The sequence below is a fragment of the Undibacterium sp. CCC3.4 genome (genome assembly GCF_034347425.1).
Classification (GTDB): domain Bacteria; phylum Pseudomonadota; class Gammaproteobacteria; order Burkholderiales; family Burkholderiaceae_D; genus Undibacterium.
This window is the reverse complement of the sequence record NZ_CP133779.1, coordinates 1,102,527-1,120,055: the sequence shown is the minus strand read 5'-3', so window position 1 is coordinate 1,120,055 and position 17,529 is coordinate 1,102,527. Positions and strand designations below refer to the sequence as shown.

Below are 17,529 nucleotides of genomic sequence, written 5' to 3'. Positions count from 1 at the left end.
CAAGAGGAAATGCAAGTCATGAGCCAAGCAATAAGCGATTTGTACCCGATGTTGTACCGGCAATCGCCGCCGCTGATCAAAACCAAGCAGCTCGATGAGATTCCTGCAGCGATGAACGGGGTGATTTTCGTCGTCATTGCCGCGATCAATCTGTATCAGTTCCTAGGTGCTCCGCTGCTGATCGCCCGAAACCCATGGTACGCTCTGACCCTGATCCCGACACTGCTGATTTCATCGACTACCGGCGTGCTGGTGCACGAGGCCATCCATGGGATGCTGCACCGGCATCCGGCGGCGAACCGTTTAATGGGGCAGGTCATGGCGGTGTTCGTGGGTATTTCATACGATCTGCAACGAATAGACCATCTGAAGCATCATAAATGGAGTCGCACGGTGAACGATTGCGACGAAGTCTATCTCGCTCCGGCCAAGAGCCGGCGCAAAATAGCACGCTACTACTATTCCAAACTGGTCGGCGCTTTCTATCACGATTTCTTTCTGACTTGTGTGATCGCCTGGTTGCCCCGCGCCCTGATGTTGCGGGTGATGAGCGTCTTATACGCGACCAGAGTCGATGGTACCGACGGCTCACCTTTGTCGACCCTGATACGCACCAACAAGCTGACCGCCTTGCGATGGGAGGGGATGGCGTCGATACTGCTGCTTGCCGCCGGTACGCTGCTGTACTGGCCATTTCTCTGGATATTGGTCTGCCTGCTAATACTGCGCGCCCTGATCCTGACCGTGCTGGACAGCTTCGCCCACTATGGTACGCCGCTGAACGACAGCTCGTTCGCGAAAAATGTCCGCATGCCCTATTTCTTTGAGAGGTATTGCATGCTCAACTTTAATTATCACGGCGTGCACCATGTGTTTCCGACCACCCCGTGGATCCACCTGCCTGCCCATATGCAGCACTTCGCGCCCAATTTCTATTTCATCCAGCATGGCGGGCTGCGGGCTGCGCTGAAAGCGAAGTACACGCCGCCGCGCTGCATATCGGCGTTTCCTTCGGCCGTGGGCTCTGCACCGACTAGCACTTAAGCGGCTATGACCAGCCTGAAAATTGACATCATGTTGCTATTAAATAATTCAGACATTCAGCGCGCCTTGCGCATGACGGAAGCGATTGCGGCGTTGCGCGCTATGCTGGCCGGCACCGAGAAGATGGTGGCACCACCGCGCATGATCATCGACAACGAAGAGCATGGCGCTTTGTCGCTGTTCATGCCAGCCTTGCTCAGTCGAGGTGGACACCTTGGCATCAAAGTATCGTCGATTTATCCCAATAACCGACGTCATGGCCTGCCGACAATCAACGGTGTGGTGGTACTGCTCGATAGTGCGAGCGGTCGGATCACGGCCATGCTCGACAGTGCTGCCTTGACGTCGATCCGGACCAGCGCCGTAAGCGCGCTGGCGGTCGACTTGCTGGCACCGCAACAGGCCGGCACACTAGCGATCATCGGCGTGGGTGTCCAAGCGCGTGCCCACCTGCTGGCCCTGTCTATTGTAAGGAAATTCAATGCAGTCAAGGTATTTGGTCGCGATGCCAAGCAAACCGAACTCTTTGTTGAGGAAATGTCAGGTCAGGTAGCAGTGCGTCTGACTGCGGCCGCGACGCTCGCCGACGCCATTGCGGACGCGGATGTCATCTGCATGGCCACCTCGCACACCGGCGTCGCCCCAATCCTGTTGGACGAGTACCTCAAGCCGCAGGTTCATATCAATGCCATCGGCGGCGGTACCGTCAGCGCTTGCGAGTGCGATCCTCTGACCTTGCGTACCGCGCGCGTCTATGTCGACGAGATCGACACGGCGCTGCGTGAGTCAGGCGACATCGCCGCGGCGATGTCGCACGGCTATCTGCGCAGTGAGGAACTGGCTGATCTGCGCATGCTGGTGAACAACGACTTCGGGCCGCGGCCAGCGAACGGGCGGAGTTATTTCCGCAGCGTGGGCCATGCAAGCCAGGATCTCATCGTGTCCGACCATATTGTGCGGCGCGCGCGCGCACTCGGGATTGGGCAAGGCAATACTTATTTGGATTGCGCGGTGCCATGAAGCCAGCGACGATGGTCGAACTACTGACGGATTATCTATGCATATACTTTTAATCGATTCCAGCACTGTCAATTACCTCGATAACACGCCGCTGGAGGAGCAGCTGTTCGGTCCCGATTTCACGATTGTTCGCACGAACCGGCCAACGGACGAAATGCTGGCTCTGGCGGTCGGGATCGTCGCGTTTCATTCCGTGGCCGTTGACAAGACGTTGCTGGCAAAGCTGGATCGCTGCAAGGCCATCGTCAAGGCCACGGTGGGAATCGATGATGTCGATGTCGCCGCTGCGACCCGCAAAGGTATCCTGTGTGCTCACCTGCAAGGAATCGGTGCCGATGAGGTTGCCGACCATACGATGGCTTTCATCCTGGCGGCACAAAGGCAGCTGTTCGCCTATTCGGAACACACTAAAAAGGGACACTGGTCATGGCGCCACCCGGGGGCACTGAAAAGCTGCCAGGATACCGTGCTCGGCCTTCTCGGATTCGGTGCTATCGGCCGCCGCGTCGCCGAGCGCGCACAGGTATTTGGTTACCAGATACGCCATTTTGATCCTGGCGCTGACATGGCCGCCCACGCGCAGCCCGCCACGCTCGATGAATTATTGCGTTCCGCCGACATCGTGTCGATTCATATGCCACTGAATCAGGCCAACCGTGGCTTCTTCAATTGGGAATTATTCTCCCGATGTAAAGCAGGCATGTGCCTTGTCAATACCTCGCGCGGCGCGCTCGTCGACGGCTCCGATCTGGAGCGGGCCTTGGCTTGTGGCCGTGTCGCAGGCGCCTATCTCGACGTACTCGACAGCGAGCCCGTTCCCTCGGCCAGCCTGCGGGCGAATCCGCGCGTGGTGCTGACGCCGCACGCAGCCTTTTACAGTGAGCGCTCATTATACGAGCTCAGGTTCGGCGCAGCGCGCGCCTTGCACGACATGCTAGCGCATGGATGGACTTCCAACCTGTTAAACAAGGAGCTTTTAGTCAATGAAAACTAAGCTGCAGCCGTTGAGGCCGTTCGCGGAATCCGTCGGGGACGATGCTGCCATTGTGTACAATATCCTGTTGTACGCCCAGCGATTGAGTGCTCGCGCCCTGGTCACTAATACCTTCGGCAATATCGCCATCAGAAAACGTCCAAAATCTGGCCGGAATGACGTCATCTATACCAAGCACCGCGGTATTTCACTCGAGGAGATGGGCGAACAGCACATCGTCGCGATCGACCTGGAAACCAATGAGTTATTGCTGGGGTCTATCAGGCCGAGTATCGGTTACCAGATGCACCGTGAAATATTTCGCTGCAGGCCTGATGTACATGCGACGATTCACCTGCATCCAGACGACGTCATCGCCTATTTTTCAGTCATGCACGGCAACGAAATGTGCTATGTCTCGAACGATACTGCTCTGGTGATGGGCAACCCGCCTTGCATCCTGCCGCAGTCGCTCAATCTCGAGCTCGATATCAGTCCGCTCGCCGGTTTTATCCAAAACACTAATTGCATCGTCATGCCGAATCACGGCATCACCACGATGGGGCGGAATTTGTCCGAAGCCTACCACCGCGCAGTATCCTTCAGCGCCGAAATATCGCGCATCATAAAGAGCTTGCTGGTGTCGAAGTCGACCGGACTTCCGGTTTCCTACACTGCGCCCGAAGAAATCGAACACATGTATCGAATCGGCGAAGAGGCCATTTATGGGAAAACAATATGAAAATTAACCAGTATATCGAGGCATCGGGCGTATGGGCGGCACCGGATCGCAATTTCAAGACCCTGATGCTTGACTTGAACGAGAATCACTTTCTGACGGATTTCCTGGACGATTTCATCGCCAACGAGATGAACGTGCTGTCACTTTCCACGTATCCGAATTATGGACCGCTGATGGACGCCTTAAGCGAGTATTGTCAGGTGCCGACCGACCACCTGTTGATTGCGAACGGTGCCGACCAGGCGATCGATCTGCTGATACGTTTGCTTTTCACGGCTGGCGATCGGGTCGTGGTCCCGTCTCCCGTGTTCTCGTTCTACTACCAGACCTTGGACGTGAACGGCATCGTCACAAAAGTGATCGAATTCGGTACCGTCAATCGGCAATTTTTCTTTCCGTTTGAAAAAACGCTGGCAGCGCTTGATGACGCCGACGGCCTGATACTATGCAACCCGAACAATCCACTCGGCACCGAAATCGATACGCTGCAGTTGCAGGCGCTGGTTCAGCGCTGCGCCGCCCGCGATATTCCAGTCATCGTCGATGAAGCCTATTTTGAGTATTTGGGTCGCAGCTGTTACGATGCTATGGATACAGTGGAACAATTGATCGTCATCCGGTCTTTCTCAAAATACTTCGGCCTGGCCGGGCTGCGCCTAGGATATATTCTGGCGTCCCCCACAATCATTCGTCAACTACAAAAAATCCGCGGTCCTTGGGACGTCAACCATCTTGCAGTCAATGCCGCGCTCTATTGCCTGCGCAATATCGACCAACTCCAGCAATATCATGCACTGCTCCAGAAATCCAAACATGCCTTACTCGCCATATGCGCGCAGGCTGGGATTGATGCATACGATACCAAGAGCAATTTCATTCTGATTCGGGATCAGTCGGGAAAACTGTTGTCAGCGTTCCGTAGCGCCGGCATCCTGGTGTCCGACTGTTCGGCTTATCCGCATAGCGCTGGCATCATTCGGCAAATGCTGCGTTTGGCCGTACCCCCTATGGCCGACGTCGCGCGTGTCGGCGCGGTGATCGAGGAGAGCCGGCTCTCCATCCACTATCAAGCACTTCATCACATCGAAGCACTCGCTACACCATAGAGATCATGCGCGCAGATCACGGTAACCAATGATGTCACGGAAGCAGTGTTAAAGCAGCTCGTGCTTGATCACACGGAGGGGATTAGATTTATCGAGAGAAAAGCGTAAAGAAATTTATTTATCAAAAATCTGACTAGGGTTTGAAACCCCGGCCTTCAGAGGCTGTCGCAAAAGCCTGATGGACGTTTTTTACACCTGAAACACCGCATACCTCGTCATTCCCGCATGCTTTTGGCGGGAACCCAGCGTCGTTTTTTACACTGAAAATGCCACAATTTCTGGCATTTTCAGTTAACCACGAACGCCGCTGGATTCCTGCCAAAAGCGCGCAGGAATGACGTGGCCACCAGTTAGGGTAATGATACCGACTCAATACCCTTTTGCGACAGCCTCTTTTGGCCGGTGAGCGACGAAGGAGCGACGCGATGGGAGGGGATGCAAACCCCTTCCAGAGTCTTTTCCATCGTCGCTTGCGACGATCCATTAAGTTGTTATTGCCAGGCGCATCATCAACTTAGTAGTCTGACTCGATGGGCATTAGGGAATTGCCGAAAAACACGGCTGATGTGAGCTTGCTAAAATTTCCGTACAAATTTGCTGCGCATCCGTCAGGCTGATTTTGCTGTTTAAGCATAGCTACGCGCCTGCCCCTGTTTTCGGCATCACCAGAAAGGAACTCTTTTGACTAGCCATGCACAAAATTTGCGTAGCATCTATGCGATGCTGATCGCTGTCGCCATGTTTTCGTTGATGGACATGGCGATGAAGCTGTTGTCAGCCCATTACCCGGCCATGCAGGTGACGGCGCTGCGTGCGTTATCCTCGCTGCCGCTGGTGTTGATCTACCTGGGCTGGCGCGGTGCCTTCGCTTCGATCCTCAAAGTTCGTTGGTCGCTACATCTGCTGCGCGGCATCTTGGGCATTACCATGATTACGACTTTTACCTACGGCCTTCAACGGCTGTCGCTGGCAGAGGCGTACTCGATTTTCTTCATTGCCCCGATGCTGATTACGGCGCTGTCGGTTTTCATTTTGAAGGAGAAGGTGGACCGGGCGCGCTGGTGCGCCATCGTGGTCGGCCTGGGCGGCGTGCTGCTAGTGCTGCGTCCGAACGGTAGAGAATTCTTTTCCGTCGGTGGTCTGGCGGTTCTGGCAGCGGCCGCCTGCTATGCCGTGTCGAACATCGTCGCCCGCGTGCTCAGTCGCAGCGATTCCAGCGAAAGCATGGTGTTCTGGCTGATTATCATGATGGCGATAGGCGGCGGGATCTTGTGCGCGCACGAGTGGATGGCGATCCGCGCGGAGGATTGGCTGCTCTTGAGCGGCCTGTCGCTGAGCGGCTTCCTGGGACTATTGGCGATCACCGAGGCTTTTCGCACGGGCAAGGCGTCGAGCGTCGCGCCGTTCGAGTATTCGGCGCTGGCCTGGGGCATGGGACTGGACTGGATCCTATGGCAAGTGCTGCCGACCTCCTACACCCTGCTTGGGGCGGCCGTCATTGTTGCCAGCGGCGTGTACCTGATCCGCCGCGAGAGCATGCCTGTGAAATCCGAGCATCTTTAAAACTGAGGTGGCCAGATCACGCCGCCCCTCTACAGAAAAAGCAATTGAATACGATTTGGCAAAGCATCCGTATTCTCGTCCGGTGTTCTTCTTGCCGCCTTGCGACGATCGATTAAGTTGTTCAAGTTGAGATATTTGGGGATCTGCATCAGCCGAAACGCGAGCGGAAATGTGCCGGGAGTAGTGGAACTTATCAGGTCCCGAATTATTTCAGCGATCGCGATCAGCTATTAGGTTTTTGCGGCAGCCTCTGAACGCCGAGGTTTTACGCGCACCTCTGATAGACAAAACATCCGCGCTTCCTTAAATGCATCCTGCAGATTAGGCGCATGTGCGTTGCCATTGGTGGACACTGAAACGACAATTGAGCTTTTGTTGCGATTGTTTGCCAATCAGCGGCAGCAAAATACCAAATCGGCCAGGCTTGTTGTTTAATCGAACATCGCGCCGTCGATTTGCGCAGAAGCCGGTAGAATCTGCTTTTTACTTGCTCCTTTTTCCTTGGATACTCTATGAAACTGCACACTTGGTGGCTGTTTGTGACGGCGACCTTCTTCATTTCGGCCGCACCGGGACCAAATATGTTGCTGGTCATGAGTCAGAGCGTGCGACATAATTTCCGCGCCTCTATGTGGAGCGCCGGCGGTTGTTTGACGGCCTTGTTCATCATGATGTCGGCTTCGGCGGCGGGTCTGGGAGTCTTGTTGCGCAGCGCGCCGGCTTGGTTTGATGCCTTGCGTTGGGCCGGGGCCTTGTATTTGGCCTACCTCGGCTACAAAGTCTGGACCGCGCCGGTCCATGCTGCTGCCGCGGTGGATAGCACGGCAGCGGTGGCAGCGGTGGCGAAGGTGCGACGCTGGGATTTATTCAAGGTCGGCTTTCTGACTGCCGCCAGCAATCCCAAGGCTTTGCTGTTTGCAGCGGCATTCTTGCCGCAATTTATTAATGCAAACTTGCCGCAATTGCCACAATTTGGCATTTTATTGGGCAGTTTTGCTGTTATCGAATTGAGCTGGTATTTGGTCTATGCCTTGGGCGGTTTCAAAATGTCGGCCTACCTCAAGCAAACGCGGGTCTTGAAAACCTTTAATCGTGTCACCGGCGGCGCATTCATTGGCTTTGCTGCGCTGATGGCGGGGATGAAGGCCTGAGATGGCGCACCACAAAAAAGCCGGCTTCTGCTAATATTGCTGACAGGTAAATGTCGCTGCATATTTGCAACTGGTGACGCTTTGCATTCCTTAAACGTTTTCGCTGAGAGATAGTATGTCCGCTAATATTTTTGTCAGTTCCACGCCGTTTGACCTTGCACTGCATCGCAAAAAAATTGCTGCAGCCTGTGCGCTCAAAGATCCGGCCCGCCCTGACGTGACGGTGCTCATGGCCTTGCCGGAAACCACATTGGCCGCGCGCTTGCAGATGGTGCGCAACGCCAAGGTCTATATTGGTATTTTTGCCATGGTATGCGGCGATGTCGATAGCAAGTCAAAAAAACCATTGCTGCAACTCGAATATGAAGAAGCGCTGGCGCATGGTATTCCGGTGCTGATTTACATCATCGATGAAGACGAGCATTTGGTTTTGCCTAAGCACGTTGATACTGGTGTCTCCGCGCAAAAACTCAGCGATTTCAAAACCTTGCTCAGTCAATCACAGCCAGTACGTTTTTACGAATCGGCTGACGATTTGGTAGCGAAAATTCAGAATGATTTGTTCCGCGTGATCAGTCTGCCAGTGGTCGTGCCGCCGGCGAAGCCGCCTGCACCGCCTGTGCCAGCACCGGCACCAGCACCAGCACCAGCACCGGAAGTGCCGCCTATCGTCAGCTTGGCCGCGCGCCGTTATGCGCTCAATCAGCCACGCTTTGAATTTTTCAAAGACAAGGTCAAGCATTTGTTCACGCCGGAATTGCCCGATCAAGTATTAAAAGACGTGCTCGAATATATTTTGGGTGGCAATACCATGTCGGCCTCATCGGCATTGTGTCGTGGTGCCAAGTTGCCGCTGGAAGATGCGATCGAAGAAGTACGCAAGACCGAACTGATTATTTTCGAAACGGTGCAGCGTTATCAGGCGCAGCTGTCCGAACCGAAGTAAGTTGCTCTCAACGAGTCTGTACGGCGATCGATGATCGCCGTTTTTTTTAGCTGATAGACTTGGCGAGGTTTGTGATGACTCAATAAATCGCGCTACTTCGGTCTTGCTGCCGACATAGTCGCTTATACTGGCGCTCCTTTTATTGCAGTATATTTAATGCGGCCGTTTGGCCGCCCGAGGAAGAATGATGGCTAGCATACCCGTCTGCCCGCAATGCGGCATGGAAAACACTTATCCTGATGGCGACAACTATGTCTGCGCCGATTGTGGCCATGAGTGGCCAGCAGTCGCTGTCGCTGCCAGTGATGACAGTGACGACCGCATCGTCAAAGATTCCAACGGCAATGTGCTTGCCGATGGCGATGCCGTGGTACTGATCAAAGATTTGAAAGTCAAAGGCTCGTCGACGACGCTTAAAATGGGCACGAAAATCAAGAGCATACGTTTAGTCGGCGGCGATCACGAAGTCGATTGCAAGATGGATGGCGGCAGTTTCATGCTCAAAGCCTGTTTCCTCAAAAAAGTCTGAAGTCAAATCGCTTGCTCAGGCAAGTTGTGCTGCCTGCTGCGCTTGCCACTCGCGCAGCGCGCTAGCCAGTTGCGGTGCCAGCGTGCCCCAGTCGCTATCTGGGGCTTGACGAAACAGGCGCGTCAGCGGGTACCACGGCGTGTCGCTGCGCGCGCTCATCCAGCGCCAGTCGCAGCGATAATCGGGTAGCAACAGCCAACATGGTTTGCCCAGTGCTCCGGCCAAATGGGCCACCGCACTGTCGACACTGATCACCAGATCGAGGTTCTCAATGAGGGCGGCGGTCTCGGAAAAATCACTCAATAATTCTGTCAGCACCACAAACTGCTCGCCGGCTGCGCGCTGTGCTTCGGCTTCGCCTTCCCCTTTTTGCAGGCTGACAAATTGCACGCCGCTTACTTCCAGCAGCGGGCGCAGCAGCGCGAGTGTGGCGATCGAGCGATCGGCATTATTTTCAAACCAAGGATTGCCTTGCCAAACCAAACCGACGCGCAAACGGCGCGGCCCCAAGCGCGCAGCCCAAGCCGCTGCCTTTTGTTTCTCGGCGTACAGATAGGGAATGGCGGCCGGTATCGTCGCTATCTGCGTACCGCAACAGCCGGGCAGGCTGGCCGGCGGTACCCAATAATCCCACGCGGCGCGCGCTACCTCCAATTCGTATGAAAACACCTGATCAAGCGCAGTCATGCTAGTGAATAAAGCCGTCAGTGCCGGGTGGCAGATCAAGCTCACGCTGGCGGCACCACGTTCTTTGAGCGTGTCCGCATAGCGGCAGAAATGGATCATGTCGCCGTGGCCACCTTCAAAGACGATGACGATGCGTTGCTCAAGCAAGCTTTCGCCACGCCAGCGTGGGAAGCTGAAATAATCGCTGAATAAATCTTGCCAGCTACGCGACTCCAAGGCGGCCCAGCCAGCCTCGAAACGGCCCTGACGCAGCAAGATATAACTGAGGTTGAAGCGCGCTTTCTGGTAGTCGACGTCGATGGCCAGCGCCCGTTGGTAGCACTGTTCGGCCGCGCGCTCGTGTTTGCAGCAAGCCAGCAAGACCCCGAGATTCGACCAAGCCGCGGCCGATTCGGGATGGCTTGCCACGGCATGACGGAACAGGGTTTCGGCCGCACTGAATTGCTTCATATGCAGCAGCACAGTCCCTAAATTGAGTTGCAATTGCAAATTGTCCGGCAGCAGCGTCAAGGCGCGTCGATATAATTCGGCGGCGCGGCTGAAATCTTGCTCTTGTTCTTTGAGGTAGCCGAGATTGGCCCAGGCTTCGCCGCAGTCCGGATCGTGTGTCAGTGCCGTGTGAAAGTCACGCGCCGCGCCGGCCGAGTCGCCGCTGGCCATCAATTGATTAGCTGATAAAAAAAACTGTTCGGCGATGGCAGCGGGATGGCTCATGATGGCGGCGGAAAAGAAGGCGATGGCGCTGATTGTAGCGCCGAATCGCTGCCGCCGATATCAATACACGTCGCGCCGGTAGCGACCGGTCTCTGTCATTTTCCGCAGCTGTGCCGACCCCAACACGGTTTGTAACACCGCGTCGACTGCTTCGGCCATACCGTCACGGCTGCCGCACACCAGTATCGCCGCACCTTGCTCTACCCACTCGCGCAAGCTGGTCGCCTGTTCTTGCAAAGCATGTTGGACATAGCGGCGCTGTGGCTGATCGCGTGAAAAACTGGTACTGAGTTGGCTGATCACGCCGCTGGCTTGCCAAGCTTCGATTTCCGCGCGATAAAAAAAATCGTGCGCCGCTTCGCGCTCGCCGAAGAGCAGCCAGTTAGTCTGCTGACCGGCGGCGGCTTGGGCTTTCAAACGGGCGCGCAAGCCGGCCATGCCGGTGCCGTTGCCGATTAAAATCTGCGGACCGGTGGGCGCGCCGTGGCAGCCCCCAGCTTGCGCGCGTATCCGCAGCGTGATCGGCGCCCCGAGTGCCGCCTGTTCGGTCAGCCAGGCCGAACCCGGCCCGAGCCGGCCGTCGTCGGCGCGGCGCTGGCGGATTAATAATTCGAGCTGACCATCGGCGGGTAGCGAGGCGATGGTATACGCCCGTAAAATGTTCTGCTCCGGGCCACTCAGTATTTCGGCAATATCACCGGCTTGCCAGTGTGGTGCAAGGTCCGGTGCACGCAGCGCCAGATGAAATACCGGCGCGCCTTGGCTGCCAGGATTGAGCTGCTGCCTCTCACACAAGGTCCAACTGGAAAAACTCGCCGGCGCGCTCGCGCCAAGTGCTGCGGGCGCGGCGGCACCGAGCGCTTGCAATTGCTCTTGCCATTGTTGCATGGCCTGCTGGTCGCCATCATCGATTTCGATTTTTGCGAACAAGGCTTGCGCTTGCTGCTGCATCAACCACTGTTCCAGTTGCTTGCCGAATCGGCAAAACTGGCGGTAGCGGCGGTCACCGAGCGCGACGACGGCGTACGCTAAGTCTGGCAAAGCCGCTGTAGTGCGCATCACCATTTCCTGAAAAGCCAGGCCGTTATCGGGTGCGCCGCCGTCGCCAGCGGTACTGACGATGAAAATCACACGCCGCTGCATTGCCAGATGGGCGCGCGTGAGTTCATTGAGTGGCAATAATTCGACCACATGCCCAGCCGCTTTGAGCTGCGCCGCCGCGGCGTTAGCCAGCGCCTGCGCGCTGCCCGTTTGGCTGGCATAGGCGAGGCAGAACGCCGCGCCGTTGGCGCTTGGCGCGCGCCGCTGAGCGAACCACAGCGCGCTGCAAAAACTCAGGTAGGCCGCGATCAGCGTGGCACGATACAGGTTCGCTGCCAACTGCAGTTGCAGGCACAGCAAAGCCGCCAGCAACAGCAGCACGGCCAGCGCATGCAGGCTACGGCGCGCGTTCATGTCAACATGGCGCGCAGCGCGCTGCTGGCGCTGACGCTGTCGTCATCGGCGCGCAGCAGCAGTGCGATCTGATGTTGTTCGGCATAGGCCAGTGCAGCGCTCGGTCCCATCACCATGAAGGCGGTGGCCAGCGCATCGGCGCTCATGCAGGAACGGTGCAGTACGCTGACCGAGCGCAGCGCATTGTCGACCGGCCAGCCGCTGCGCGGATCGATGGTGTGCGAGTACAGCCGGCCAGCATGTTCAAAATACTGCAGCTCGTTACCGGAAGTGGCAATCGCCATCTGGTACAGCGCCACTATGGGCGCGCGTTCGGTCGGCGCAGGCGTGGCGATTTCCACCCACCACGGCTGGCCATCTTGTTTGACGCCGGCACCGCGCAATTCGCCACCGATTTCGACCAAATGGTGCGCGATATCCCGCGCACTCAATAGCTCGCTGAGCTGATCAACCGCATAGCCTTTAGCGATCGCACTGAGATCGAGAGTGATGCCACCGGCTTGGCAGGCGCGCTGGGCCAGCGCGGAAAACTCCAAGCCGCGCCAGCCCGGACCGCTGCGCGCGGCGGCGATGTCGGCGGCGCTCGGTGGCGTGCTACGGCGTGGCTGCGGCCCGAAACCCCACAGATCGACCAGTTTGCCGGCCGTCGGGTCATAGGCCCCACCGCTTTGCTGCGCCACATACAAGGCGTGCGCCAGCACCTGGCACAGATGGGTCGGTAATTGGTGGACGCTGCCGGCGGCGGCGCGATTGAAACGACACAGTTCGGAAGCGGGATCCCAAGTACTCATTTGCCGTATCAATTCGTCCAGCAAGGCGGCGATGTCGCGCTGCAAGGCCGCTTCATCGCAGTCTGCTGGCAGCAGCGCTTGCACACTCCAACTGCTGCCCATGGTGGCACCGGCGAACTGGCACGGCCGCGCGGCCGCCGGCATGGCCGCTGGCCGCGCCGTCATTGGTGGAATCAAAACCTGACGCATAGCGGAACGGCCGCTTACTCGGGCAAGACTTCGAGCGTCAGCGCATAGCTGGCCACGCGTCGATTGGCTTGCGGCAGACTCTGTTTATTGTCGCTGACTTCGGCATTGAGCCACACCATACCGGCTTGTTTCCAGGTAAAGCTGAAGTTACCGTCGGCATCGGTGGTGACGCTCTGTTCATTGCTTTGCTGACGATAGCGTTGGCCGCCGGGTATCATTTTGACCGCTACGCCGGCGACGGCTTGACCATCGAGCAGCAAGCGAAAGCGTGCCGTTTCACCGACCACCAAATCGTTTGGGTGGGTCAGTACGCCCAGTTCCAAACCGGCACCGACCGCGTTCAGAGCCAAGCCGCCTGGCTTGCCCTTGGTGGCGATGGTTTCGATGCGTGCGTTTCTTTCGGTGATGACGACCTCAGTGGCACTGGCTGGAATCTCGGTGCTGAGATTTTCTTGCTTGCCGCGCCAGCGTTTGGTTTTTCCATTTTCTACATACGTGGCCGACAAGTTGCGCGACACCAGACTGATACGGTAAGTACCGGTTTGGGCCAAAGCCAGATCGAAACTGCTGCGCAAGCGCGCGCTGCGTACATTTTCAGCGGCCACCTGAGTGCCGTCCGGTGCCGTGATGCGTAGTTGATCGAGATTGAGTGGCATATGATCGAATTCAAACACATTCGTCGCCGCACCGGCGTCGACCGTAATCCACGGTGCCGTGCCAGACACCACCGTCGCCGAAGGCAGTAAGAAAGTATTGTGCGCGTGCGCGCTCACGGTCGCACACAGACACAAGGAGAAGGCAGCAAGATGGCGGGAGAGGGACATGAGGAATTCCTATTTAATGGTCAGAGAAATGTTGCCCAGCTCGGTCTTGCCTTGTGCTGAGACGCTCGTGCTGGTGGCTGGCCAGTGGAACGGTAGCTGTACCACTTCGCGTCCGCCACCTTCGCGTACTGCTTCGATCTGCAATTGGTAGTCACCCGGTGTCAGGCCGGCGAAGACCGCAGCCTGACTGGACAGGCTCAGAGTTTGCACGCCGCTGGTACGGGTAGCGCTGCTGAGACCGTCGATTGGCAAGCTCAGTTCGCGGCCGCTGCGGCGCCACCACTGGCGCAAATCTTTCAGCCATTTAGTGCCTTCGCCATCGGCTTTTTTGATGTCATACCATAGCGCCAGATTGCCGGCAAAAGTATGGTCGGGCCGTTCCAGCCAGATCGCCACATACGGCTTGTGGTATTCGGCGATGGCCATGCGCGGCAGTTCGAGGCTGATTTTGATTTCGCCAGCATGCGCCAAGTTCGGCGCTGCCAACAGGCTGCCGATGGCAAAGGGTAAGAGTTTTTGCATGAAAATTCCCAGGTTGAAATCAGTGCAGCAGGCTTAATGCCAGCAGCGGTAACAGTAAGCCGAGCAAAATCAGCGGCCAGGTCAAGGGCCGTTGGCCAGCGTAAATTTTTAACATGACAAAGCCGGTGATGCAGAAAATCAGGCACAGCACGGCGAACAAATCGATTAACCAATTCCATGCCGGACCAGCATGGCGGCCCTTGTGCAAGTCATTGAGATAGGCGATCAAGCCGCGCTCGGTCAATTCATATTCCCAGGCGCCATCGGGCAGTGTTACGCGCAGCCAAGCGTCGCCACCGGGGCGCGGCAGCGCCAGATAAACCTCGTCGGCCGACCACTCAGCCGCTTGCGCGCTGACGCTGATGCCGGCCGCGCTGCCAAACCAAGCGCGCAGCGCTGGCGGCAGCGCCGCCGTGCTCGAAGCCGGCGTTAACAATTGCGCCAGCAAGGCCGCTGGCACTTGTCCATGCCGGGTGCTGATGTGCGGCTGGGCTTCGATTTGCGCCGCGTGATTCAGCGTAATGCCGGTGCCAGCAAAAATCAACATCGCTCCCAAACACAGGGCAGAGCTGAGCCAATGCCACTGGTGCAATTGCCGTATCCAAAAGGCGCGACTGCCGCAGCGCAGCCGCTGCATCAAAGGAAAAAGAGCCATCGATTATTGGTTGTAATGAGAATGATTCGCAATTATAGATTAAATTCGCTTAGCGCTGAGGCAAATCATTGTGACGGCATGTAAATGAGCCTGCGCTCAAGCAATTTTTCGCTTCGATTTCCTAAGCTCGACAGACTGCTGGCGGGCGCATGGTAAAATTACACTCTTCTGTATCCCATTCTTCTCGAGTTAACTATGAACGTCGTCATCCTCGCCGCCGGTATGGGCAAACGCATGCAATCTTCCCTGCCTAAGGTGTTACACGGCTTGGCCGGTAAACCTTTGCTCAGCCATGTCATCGATTGCGCCCGCAGTCTCGGCGCGGCTTCGATCTGCGTGATCTACGGTCATGGCGGCGAGCAGGTACTCAGTCGCGTGGCGGCCGATGATTTGCGCTTTGCCAAACAAGAGCCGCAACTCGGCACCGGCCACGCCGTCGCGCAAGCACTGCCGCTGCTCGACCTCAGCATGCCAACCATGATTTTGTATGGCGATGTGCCGCTCACCAGCGCGGCCACGCTGCGCCGCCTGATGGCCGTGGCAGGGGAGGACAAACTGGCGATTTTAACCGCCCACATGGCCGACCCGACCGGCTTGGGCCGCATCGTCCGCAATAATGGGGCGATCAGCGCCATCGTTGAACAAAAAGATGCCACTGCCGAACAACGCCTGATCAGCGAAATCAATACCGGCATCATGATCGTGCCGACCGCGCCGCTGACCGAGTGGCTGGCGACCCTGTCGAACCATAATGCCCAAGGCGAATACTATTTGACCGACATCGTCGCGCGTGCCGTTGCCGATGGCGTGCCCGTCGTCTCGGCCGAACCGGATGCGATTTGGGAAACCTTGGGTGTCAACAGCAAGGTTCAACTGGCGGAAGTAGAACGGATTTACCAAGCCAATCAAGCGCGTGCTTTACTCGAGCAAGGCGTGCATCTGTACGATCCGGCGCGCCTCGATATACGCGGCAGCTTGGTGTGTGGGCGCGATGTCAGCATCGATGTCGGCTGCGTGTTCGAAGGCAGCGTCACGCTGGCCGATGGCGTTACGGTTGGGCCGCATTGTGTGATCAAGGATACCCACATCGGTGCTGCTGCCTATATCAAAGCCTTTTCGCATATCGATCAAGCCAGCATCGGCGCGCAATCGCAGGTCGGACCCTATGCGCGCCTGCGGCCCGGTACCGAACTGGCCGAAGACGTCCATATCGGTAATTTCGTCGAAATCAAAAATACACAGATCGCCGCACACAGCAAGGCCAACCATCTGGCCTATATTGGCGACGCTAGCATCGGCAGCCGTGTCAATCTCGGTGCCGGCACGATTACCTGCAATTACGATGGCGTGAATAAAGCCCGCACCGTGATTGAAGATGATGCCTTCATCGGCAGCGACACGCAATTGATCGCGCCGGTTCGGGTCGGGCGGGGTGCGACCTTAGCTGCCGGCACCACGCTCACGCGCGATGCGCCGGCCGGTAAGCTGACAGTTTCGCGCACGCGTCAGGTTACACTCGACAACTGGGTTCGGCCGCAAAAACAAAGCAAATAATGTCGTTGCCAGGGCTCGCCGAACCGACTGATAAGCTTAAGCAACTGGCGCGCGGTGCGCGCGACACCCTGCCCATGCTGCTCGGTGCCGCACCGTTCGGCATGATCTTCGGTACCTTGGTGTCGGCCAGTGCCATGCTGCCCTGGCATGGCCAATTGATGTCGGGTGCCGTTTACGCCGGTTCGAGCCAGTTCATCGCCGTCGGTTTGGTCGCCAGTCATACCGGCATGCTGGTGATCTGGCTCACTACCTTCATCGTCAACTTACGCCACATGCTGTACGCGGCGACACTGCTGCCGCACGTGGCACATTTGTCGACGCGCTGGCGCTGCTTGCTCGGTTTTCTTTTGACCGATGAAACCTTTGCGGTGGTGGCCGGTCATCATCAACAAAATTTGAGCGCCACCGAGCGTCGTTACGCACATTGGTATTTTCTCGGCTCCGGCTTGGCCATGTATTTCAACTGGCAATGCTGGACACTGGTCGGTCTATTGTTCGGTACTTGGTTTCCGCAATTGCAGAACATGGGGCTCGACTATGCGATGGTGGCCACCTTCATCGCCATCATCGTGCCGCAATTACGCCGCATGCCGCAACTGGCCGCGGCGCTGGCGGCGGCCGCTTGTGCCTATCTGTTGCAGGGCTTACCGTATAAATTAGGCTTACTGGCCGCCGTCGTGGTTGGCGTCGTGGTTGGCATGGCCAGCAGTTGGCGTTCAGCCCTTGGCAAGGAGTCGCAATGAATTATCCCTTGCTGATCGCCGGCATGGCCGTTATTACCGTTTTGATCAAGGCGATTTTCTTTCTACTCGGCGAACGCCTGGTGTTTCCGCCTAGGTTGACGCTGGCGCTGAGTTTCGTGCCGGTGACCGTGCTCACGGCCATCATCACGCCGATGATACTGGCACCGCACAGGCAGGGCTTGGAATTGCATTGGCATAATCCGCAATTGCTGGCCTCGCTGGTAGCCGTTGCGGTTTGCTTGCTGAGCGGGCGGCAGATGCTGACCATCGCCGCCGGCTTGATCAGCTTTTTCCTGTTTCAGTGGCAGATGGCGCTCTGAA

General features: G+C 57.1%; 18 protein-coding genes. 12 read left to right on the top strand and 6 right to left on the bottom strand.

Features of this window, described 5'->3' with window-relative positions:
• Positions 1–18 precede the first annotated feature (18 nt).
• The 9 genes from RHM61_RS05165 (at position 19) to RHM61_RS05125 (ending at position 9,074) form a co-directional block, all read left to right on the top strand.
• Complete coding sequence (locus RHM61_RS05165) at positions 19–1,044, top strand: fatty acid desaturase (RefSeq protein WP_322250070.1); 1,026 nt, start codon at positions 19–21, stop codon at positions 1,042–1,044.
• Positions 1,045–1,074: 30 nt separating this feature from the next.
• On the top strand, positions 1,075–2,064 hold the full coding sequence (locus RHM61_RS05160) for an ornithine cyclodeaminase family protein (protein WP_322250069.1): 990 nt from the start codon (positions 1,075–1,077) through the stop codon (positions 2,062–2,064).
• 37 nt (positions 2,065–2,101) lie between these two features.
• A complete protein-coding gene (locus tag RHM61_RS05155; protein WP_322250068.1) occupies positions 2,102–3,058 on the top strand; it encodes a C-terminal binding protein in 957 nt (318 codons plus the stop codon).
• Positions 3,048–3,779: a class II aldolase/adducin family protein gene (locus tag RHM61_RS05150; protein ID WP_322250067.1), complete on the top strand. Its 732-nt coding sequence runs from the start codon at positions 3,048–3,050 to the stop codon at positions 3,777–3,779. The genes RHM61_RS05155 and RHM61_RS05150 overlap by 11 nt, the downstream gene beginning before the upstream one ends.
• On the top strand, positions 3,776–4,885 hold the full coding sequence (locus RHM61_RS05145) for a histidinol-phosphate transaminase (RefSeq protein ID WP_322250066.1): 1,110 nt from the start codon (positions 3,776–3,778) through the stop codon (positions 4,883–4,885). Before RHM61_RS05150 ends, RHM61_RS05145 begins: the two co-directional genes overlap by 4 nt.
• A 720-nt stretch (positions 4,886–5,605) precedes the next feature.
• Entirely contained in the window at positions 5,606–6,448 is an 843-nt protein-coding gene (locus RHM61_RS05140; RefSeq protein ID WP_322251042.1) for a DMT family transporter, read from the top strand.
• 512 nt (positions 6,449–6,960) lie between these two features.
• Positions 6,961–7,599 carry a LysE family translocator gene (locus RHM61_RS05135; RefSeq protein WP_322250065.1) on the top strand — a complete coding sequence of 213 codons (639 nt, stop codon included), beginning with the start codon at positions 6,961–6,963 and terminating at the stop codon, positions 7,597–7,599.
• A 115-nt stretch (positions 7,600–7,714) separates the two neighbouring features.
• Entirely contained in the window at positions 7,715–8,545 is an 831-nt protein-coding gene (locus RHM61_RS05130) for a DUF4062 domain-containing protein (protein WP_322250064.1), read from the top strand.
• Positions 8,546–8,732: 187 nt separating this feature from the next.
• Complete coding sequence (locus RHM61_RS05125; RefSeq protein ID WP_322250063.1) at positions 8,733–9,074, top strand: zinc ribbon domain-containing protein YjdM; 342 nt, start codon at positions 8,733–8,735, stop codon at positions 9,072–9,074.
• 15 nt (positions 9,075–9,089) lie between these two features.
• Here the strand turns inward: RHM61_RS05125 and RHM61_RS05120 are convergent, their stop codons facing one another.
• The 6 genes from RHM61_RS05120 to RHM61_RS05095 are packed head-to-tail and all read right to left on the bottom strand — an operon-like array spanning position 9,090 to position 14,911.
• Complete coding sequence (locus RHM61_RS05120) at positions 9,090–10,475, bottom strand: tetratricopeptide repeat protein (RefSeq protein WP_322250062.1); 1,386 nt, start codon at positions 10,473–10,475, stop codon at positions 9,090–9,092.
• 60 nt (positions 10,476–10,535) lie between these two features.
• A complete protein-coding gene (locus RHM61_RS05115; protein WP_322250061.1) occupies positions 10,536–11,930 on the bottom strand; it encodes a sulfite reductase subunit alpha in 1,395 nt (464 codons plus the stop codon).
• Positions 11,927–12,910, bottom strand: a complete 984-nt coding sequence (locus RHM61_RS05110; protein ID WP_322250060.1) for an FAD:protein FMN transferase — start codon at positions 12,908–12,910, stop codon at positions 11,927–11,929. The genes RHM61_RS05115 and RHM61_RS05110 overlap by 4 nt, the downstream gene beginning before the upstream one ends.
• Positions 12,911–12,924: 14 nt before the next feature.
• Complete coding sequence (locus RHM61_RS05105; protein WP_322250059.1) at positions 12,925–13,734, bottom strand: DUF4198 domain-containing protein; 810 nt, start codon at positions 13,732–13,734, stop codon at positions 12,925–12,927.
• 9 nt (positions 13,735–13,743) lie between these two features.
• Positions 13,744–14,256: a DUF2271 domain-containing protein gene (locus tag RHM61_RS05100; RefSeq protein WP_322250058.1), complete on the bottom strand. Its 513-nt coding sequence runs from the start codon at positions 14,254–14,256 to the stop codon at positions 13,744–13,746.
• 19 nt (positions 14,257–14,275) lie between these two features.
• The gene (locus RHM61_RS05095; RefSeq protein WP_322250057.1) at positions 14,276–14,911 is read right to left on the bottom strand and encodes a PepSY-associated TM helix domain-containing protein; all 636 of its coding nucleotides are present in this window, start codon (positions 14,909–14,911) and stop codon (positions 14,276–14,278) included.
• A gap of 195 nt (positions 14,912–15,106) precedes the next feature.
• Between RHM61_RS05095 and glmU the strand changes: the two genes are divergently transcribed.
• Genes glmU through RHM61_RS05080 form a run of 3 tightly spaced genes read left to right on the top strand, consistent with a single transcriptional unit; the run spans position 15,107 to position 17,528 of the window.
• A complete protein-coding gene (glmU, locus tag RHM61_RS05090; protein ID WP_322250056.1) occupies positions 15,107–16,465 on the top strand; it encodes a bifunctional UDP-N-acetylglucosamine diphosphorylase/glucosamine-1-phosphate N-acetyltransferase GlmU in 1,359 nt (452 codons plus the stop codon).
• Positions 16,465–17,208, top strand: a complete 744-nt coding sequence (locus tag RHM61_RS05085; RefSeq protein ID WP_322250055.1) for an AzlC family ABC transporter permease — start codon at positions 16,465–16,467, stop codon at positions 17,206–17,208. The genes glmU and RHM61_RS05085 overlap by 1 nt, the downstream gene beginning before the upstream one ends.
• Positions 17,205–17,528 carry an AzlD domain-containing protein gene (locus RHM61_RS05080; RefSeq protein WP_322250054.1) on the top strand — a complete coding sequence of 108 codons (324 nt, stop codon included), beginning with the start codon at positions 17,205–17,207 and terminating at the stop codon, positions 17,526–17,528. The genes RHM61_RS05085 and RHM61_RS05080 overlap by 4 nt, the downstream gene beginning before the upstream one ends.
• The last annotated feature ends 1 nt before the right edge of the window (position 17,529 follow it).

Coding starts and splice junctions, on each gene's coding strand:
- RHM61_RS05125 (WP_322250063.1), top strand. CDS start 8,733: ATGGCTAGCATACCCGTCTGCCCGCAATGCGGCATGGAAAACACTTAT.
- RHM61_RS05160 (WP_322250069.1), top strand. CDS start 1,075: ATGTTGCTATTAAATAATTCAGACATTCAGCGCGCCTTGCGCATGACG.
- glmU (WP_322250056.1), top strand. CDS start 15,107: ATGAACGTCGTCATCCTCGCCGCCGGTATGGGCAAACGCATGCAATCT.
- RHM61_RS05115 (WP_322250061.1), bottom strand. CDS start 11,930: ATGAACGCGCGCCGTAGCCTGCATGCGCTGGCCGTGCTGCTGTTGCTG.
- RHM61_RS05165 (WP_322250070.1), top strand. CDS start 19: ATGAGCCAAGCAATAAGCGATTTGTACCCGATGTTGTACCGGCAATCG.
- RHM61_RS05100 (WP_322250058.1), bottom strand. CDS start 14,256: ATGCAAAAACTCTTACCCTTTGCCATCGGCAGCCTGTTGGCAGCGCCG.
- RHM61_RS05145 (WP_322250066.1), top strand. CDS start 3,776: ATGAAAATTAACCAGTATATCGAGGCATCGGGCGTATGGGCGGCACCG.
- RHM61_RS05085 (WP_322250055.1), top strand. CDS start 16,465: ATGTCGTTGCCAGGGCTCGCCGAACCGACTGATAAGCTTAAGCAACTG.
- RHM61_RS05110 (WP_322250060.1), bottom strand. CDS start 12,910: ATGCGTCAGGTTTTGATTCCACCAATGACGGCGCGGCCAGCGGCCATG.
- RHM61_RS05150 (WP_322250067.1), top strand. CDS start 3,048: ATGAAAACTAAGCTGCAGCCGTTGAGGCCGTTCGCGGAATCCGTCGGG.
- RHM61_RS05130 (WP_322250064.1), top strand. CDS start 7,715: ATGTCCGCTAATATTTTTGTCAGTTCCACGCCGTTTGACCTTGCACTG.
- RHM61_RS05120 (WP_322250062.1), bottom strand. CDS start 10,475: ATGAGCCATCCCGCTGCCATCGCCGAACAGTTTTTTTTATCAGCTAAT.
- RHM61_RS05105 (WP_322250059.1), bottom strand. CDS start 13,734: ATGTCCCTCTCCCGCCATCTTGCTGCCTTCTCCTTGTGTCTGTGTGCG.
- RHM61_RS05080 (WP_322250054.1), top strand. CDS start 17,205: ATGAATTATCCCTTGCTGATCGCCGGCATGGCCGTTATTACCGTTTTG.
- RHM61_RS05140 (WP_322251042.1), top strand. CDS start 5,606: ATGCTGATCGCTGTCGCCATGTTTTCGTTGATGGACATGGCGATGAAG.
- RHM61_RS05095 (WP_322250057.1), bottom strand. CDS start 14,911: ATGGCTCTTTTTCCTTTGATGCAGCGGCTGCGCTGCGGCAGTCGCGCC.
- RHM61_RS05155 (WP_322250068.1), top strand. CDS start 2,102: ATGCATATACTTTTAATCGATTCCAGCACTGTCAATTACCTCGATAAC.
- RHM61_RS05135 (WP_322250065.1), top strand. CDS start 6,961: ATGAAACTGCACACTTGGTGGCTGTTTGTGACGGCGACCTTCTTCATT.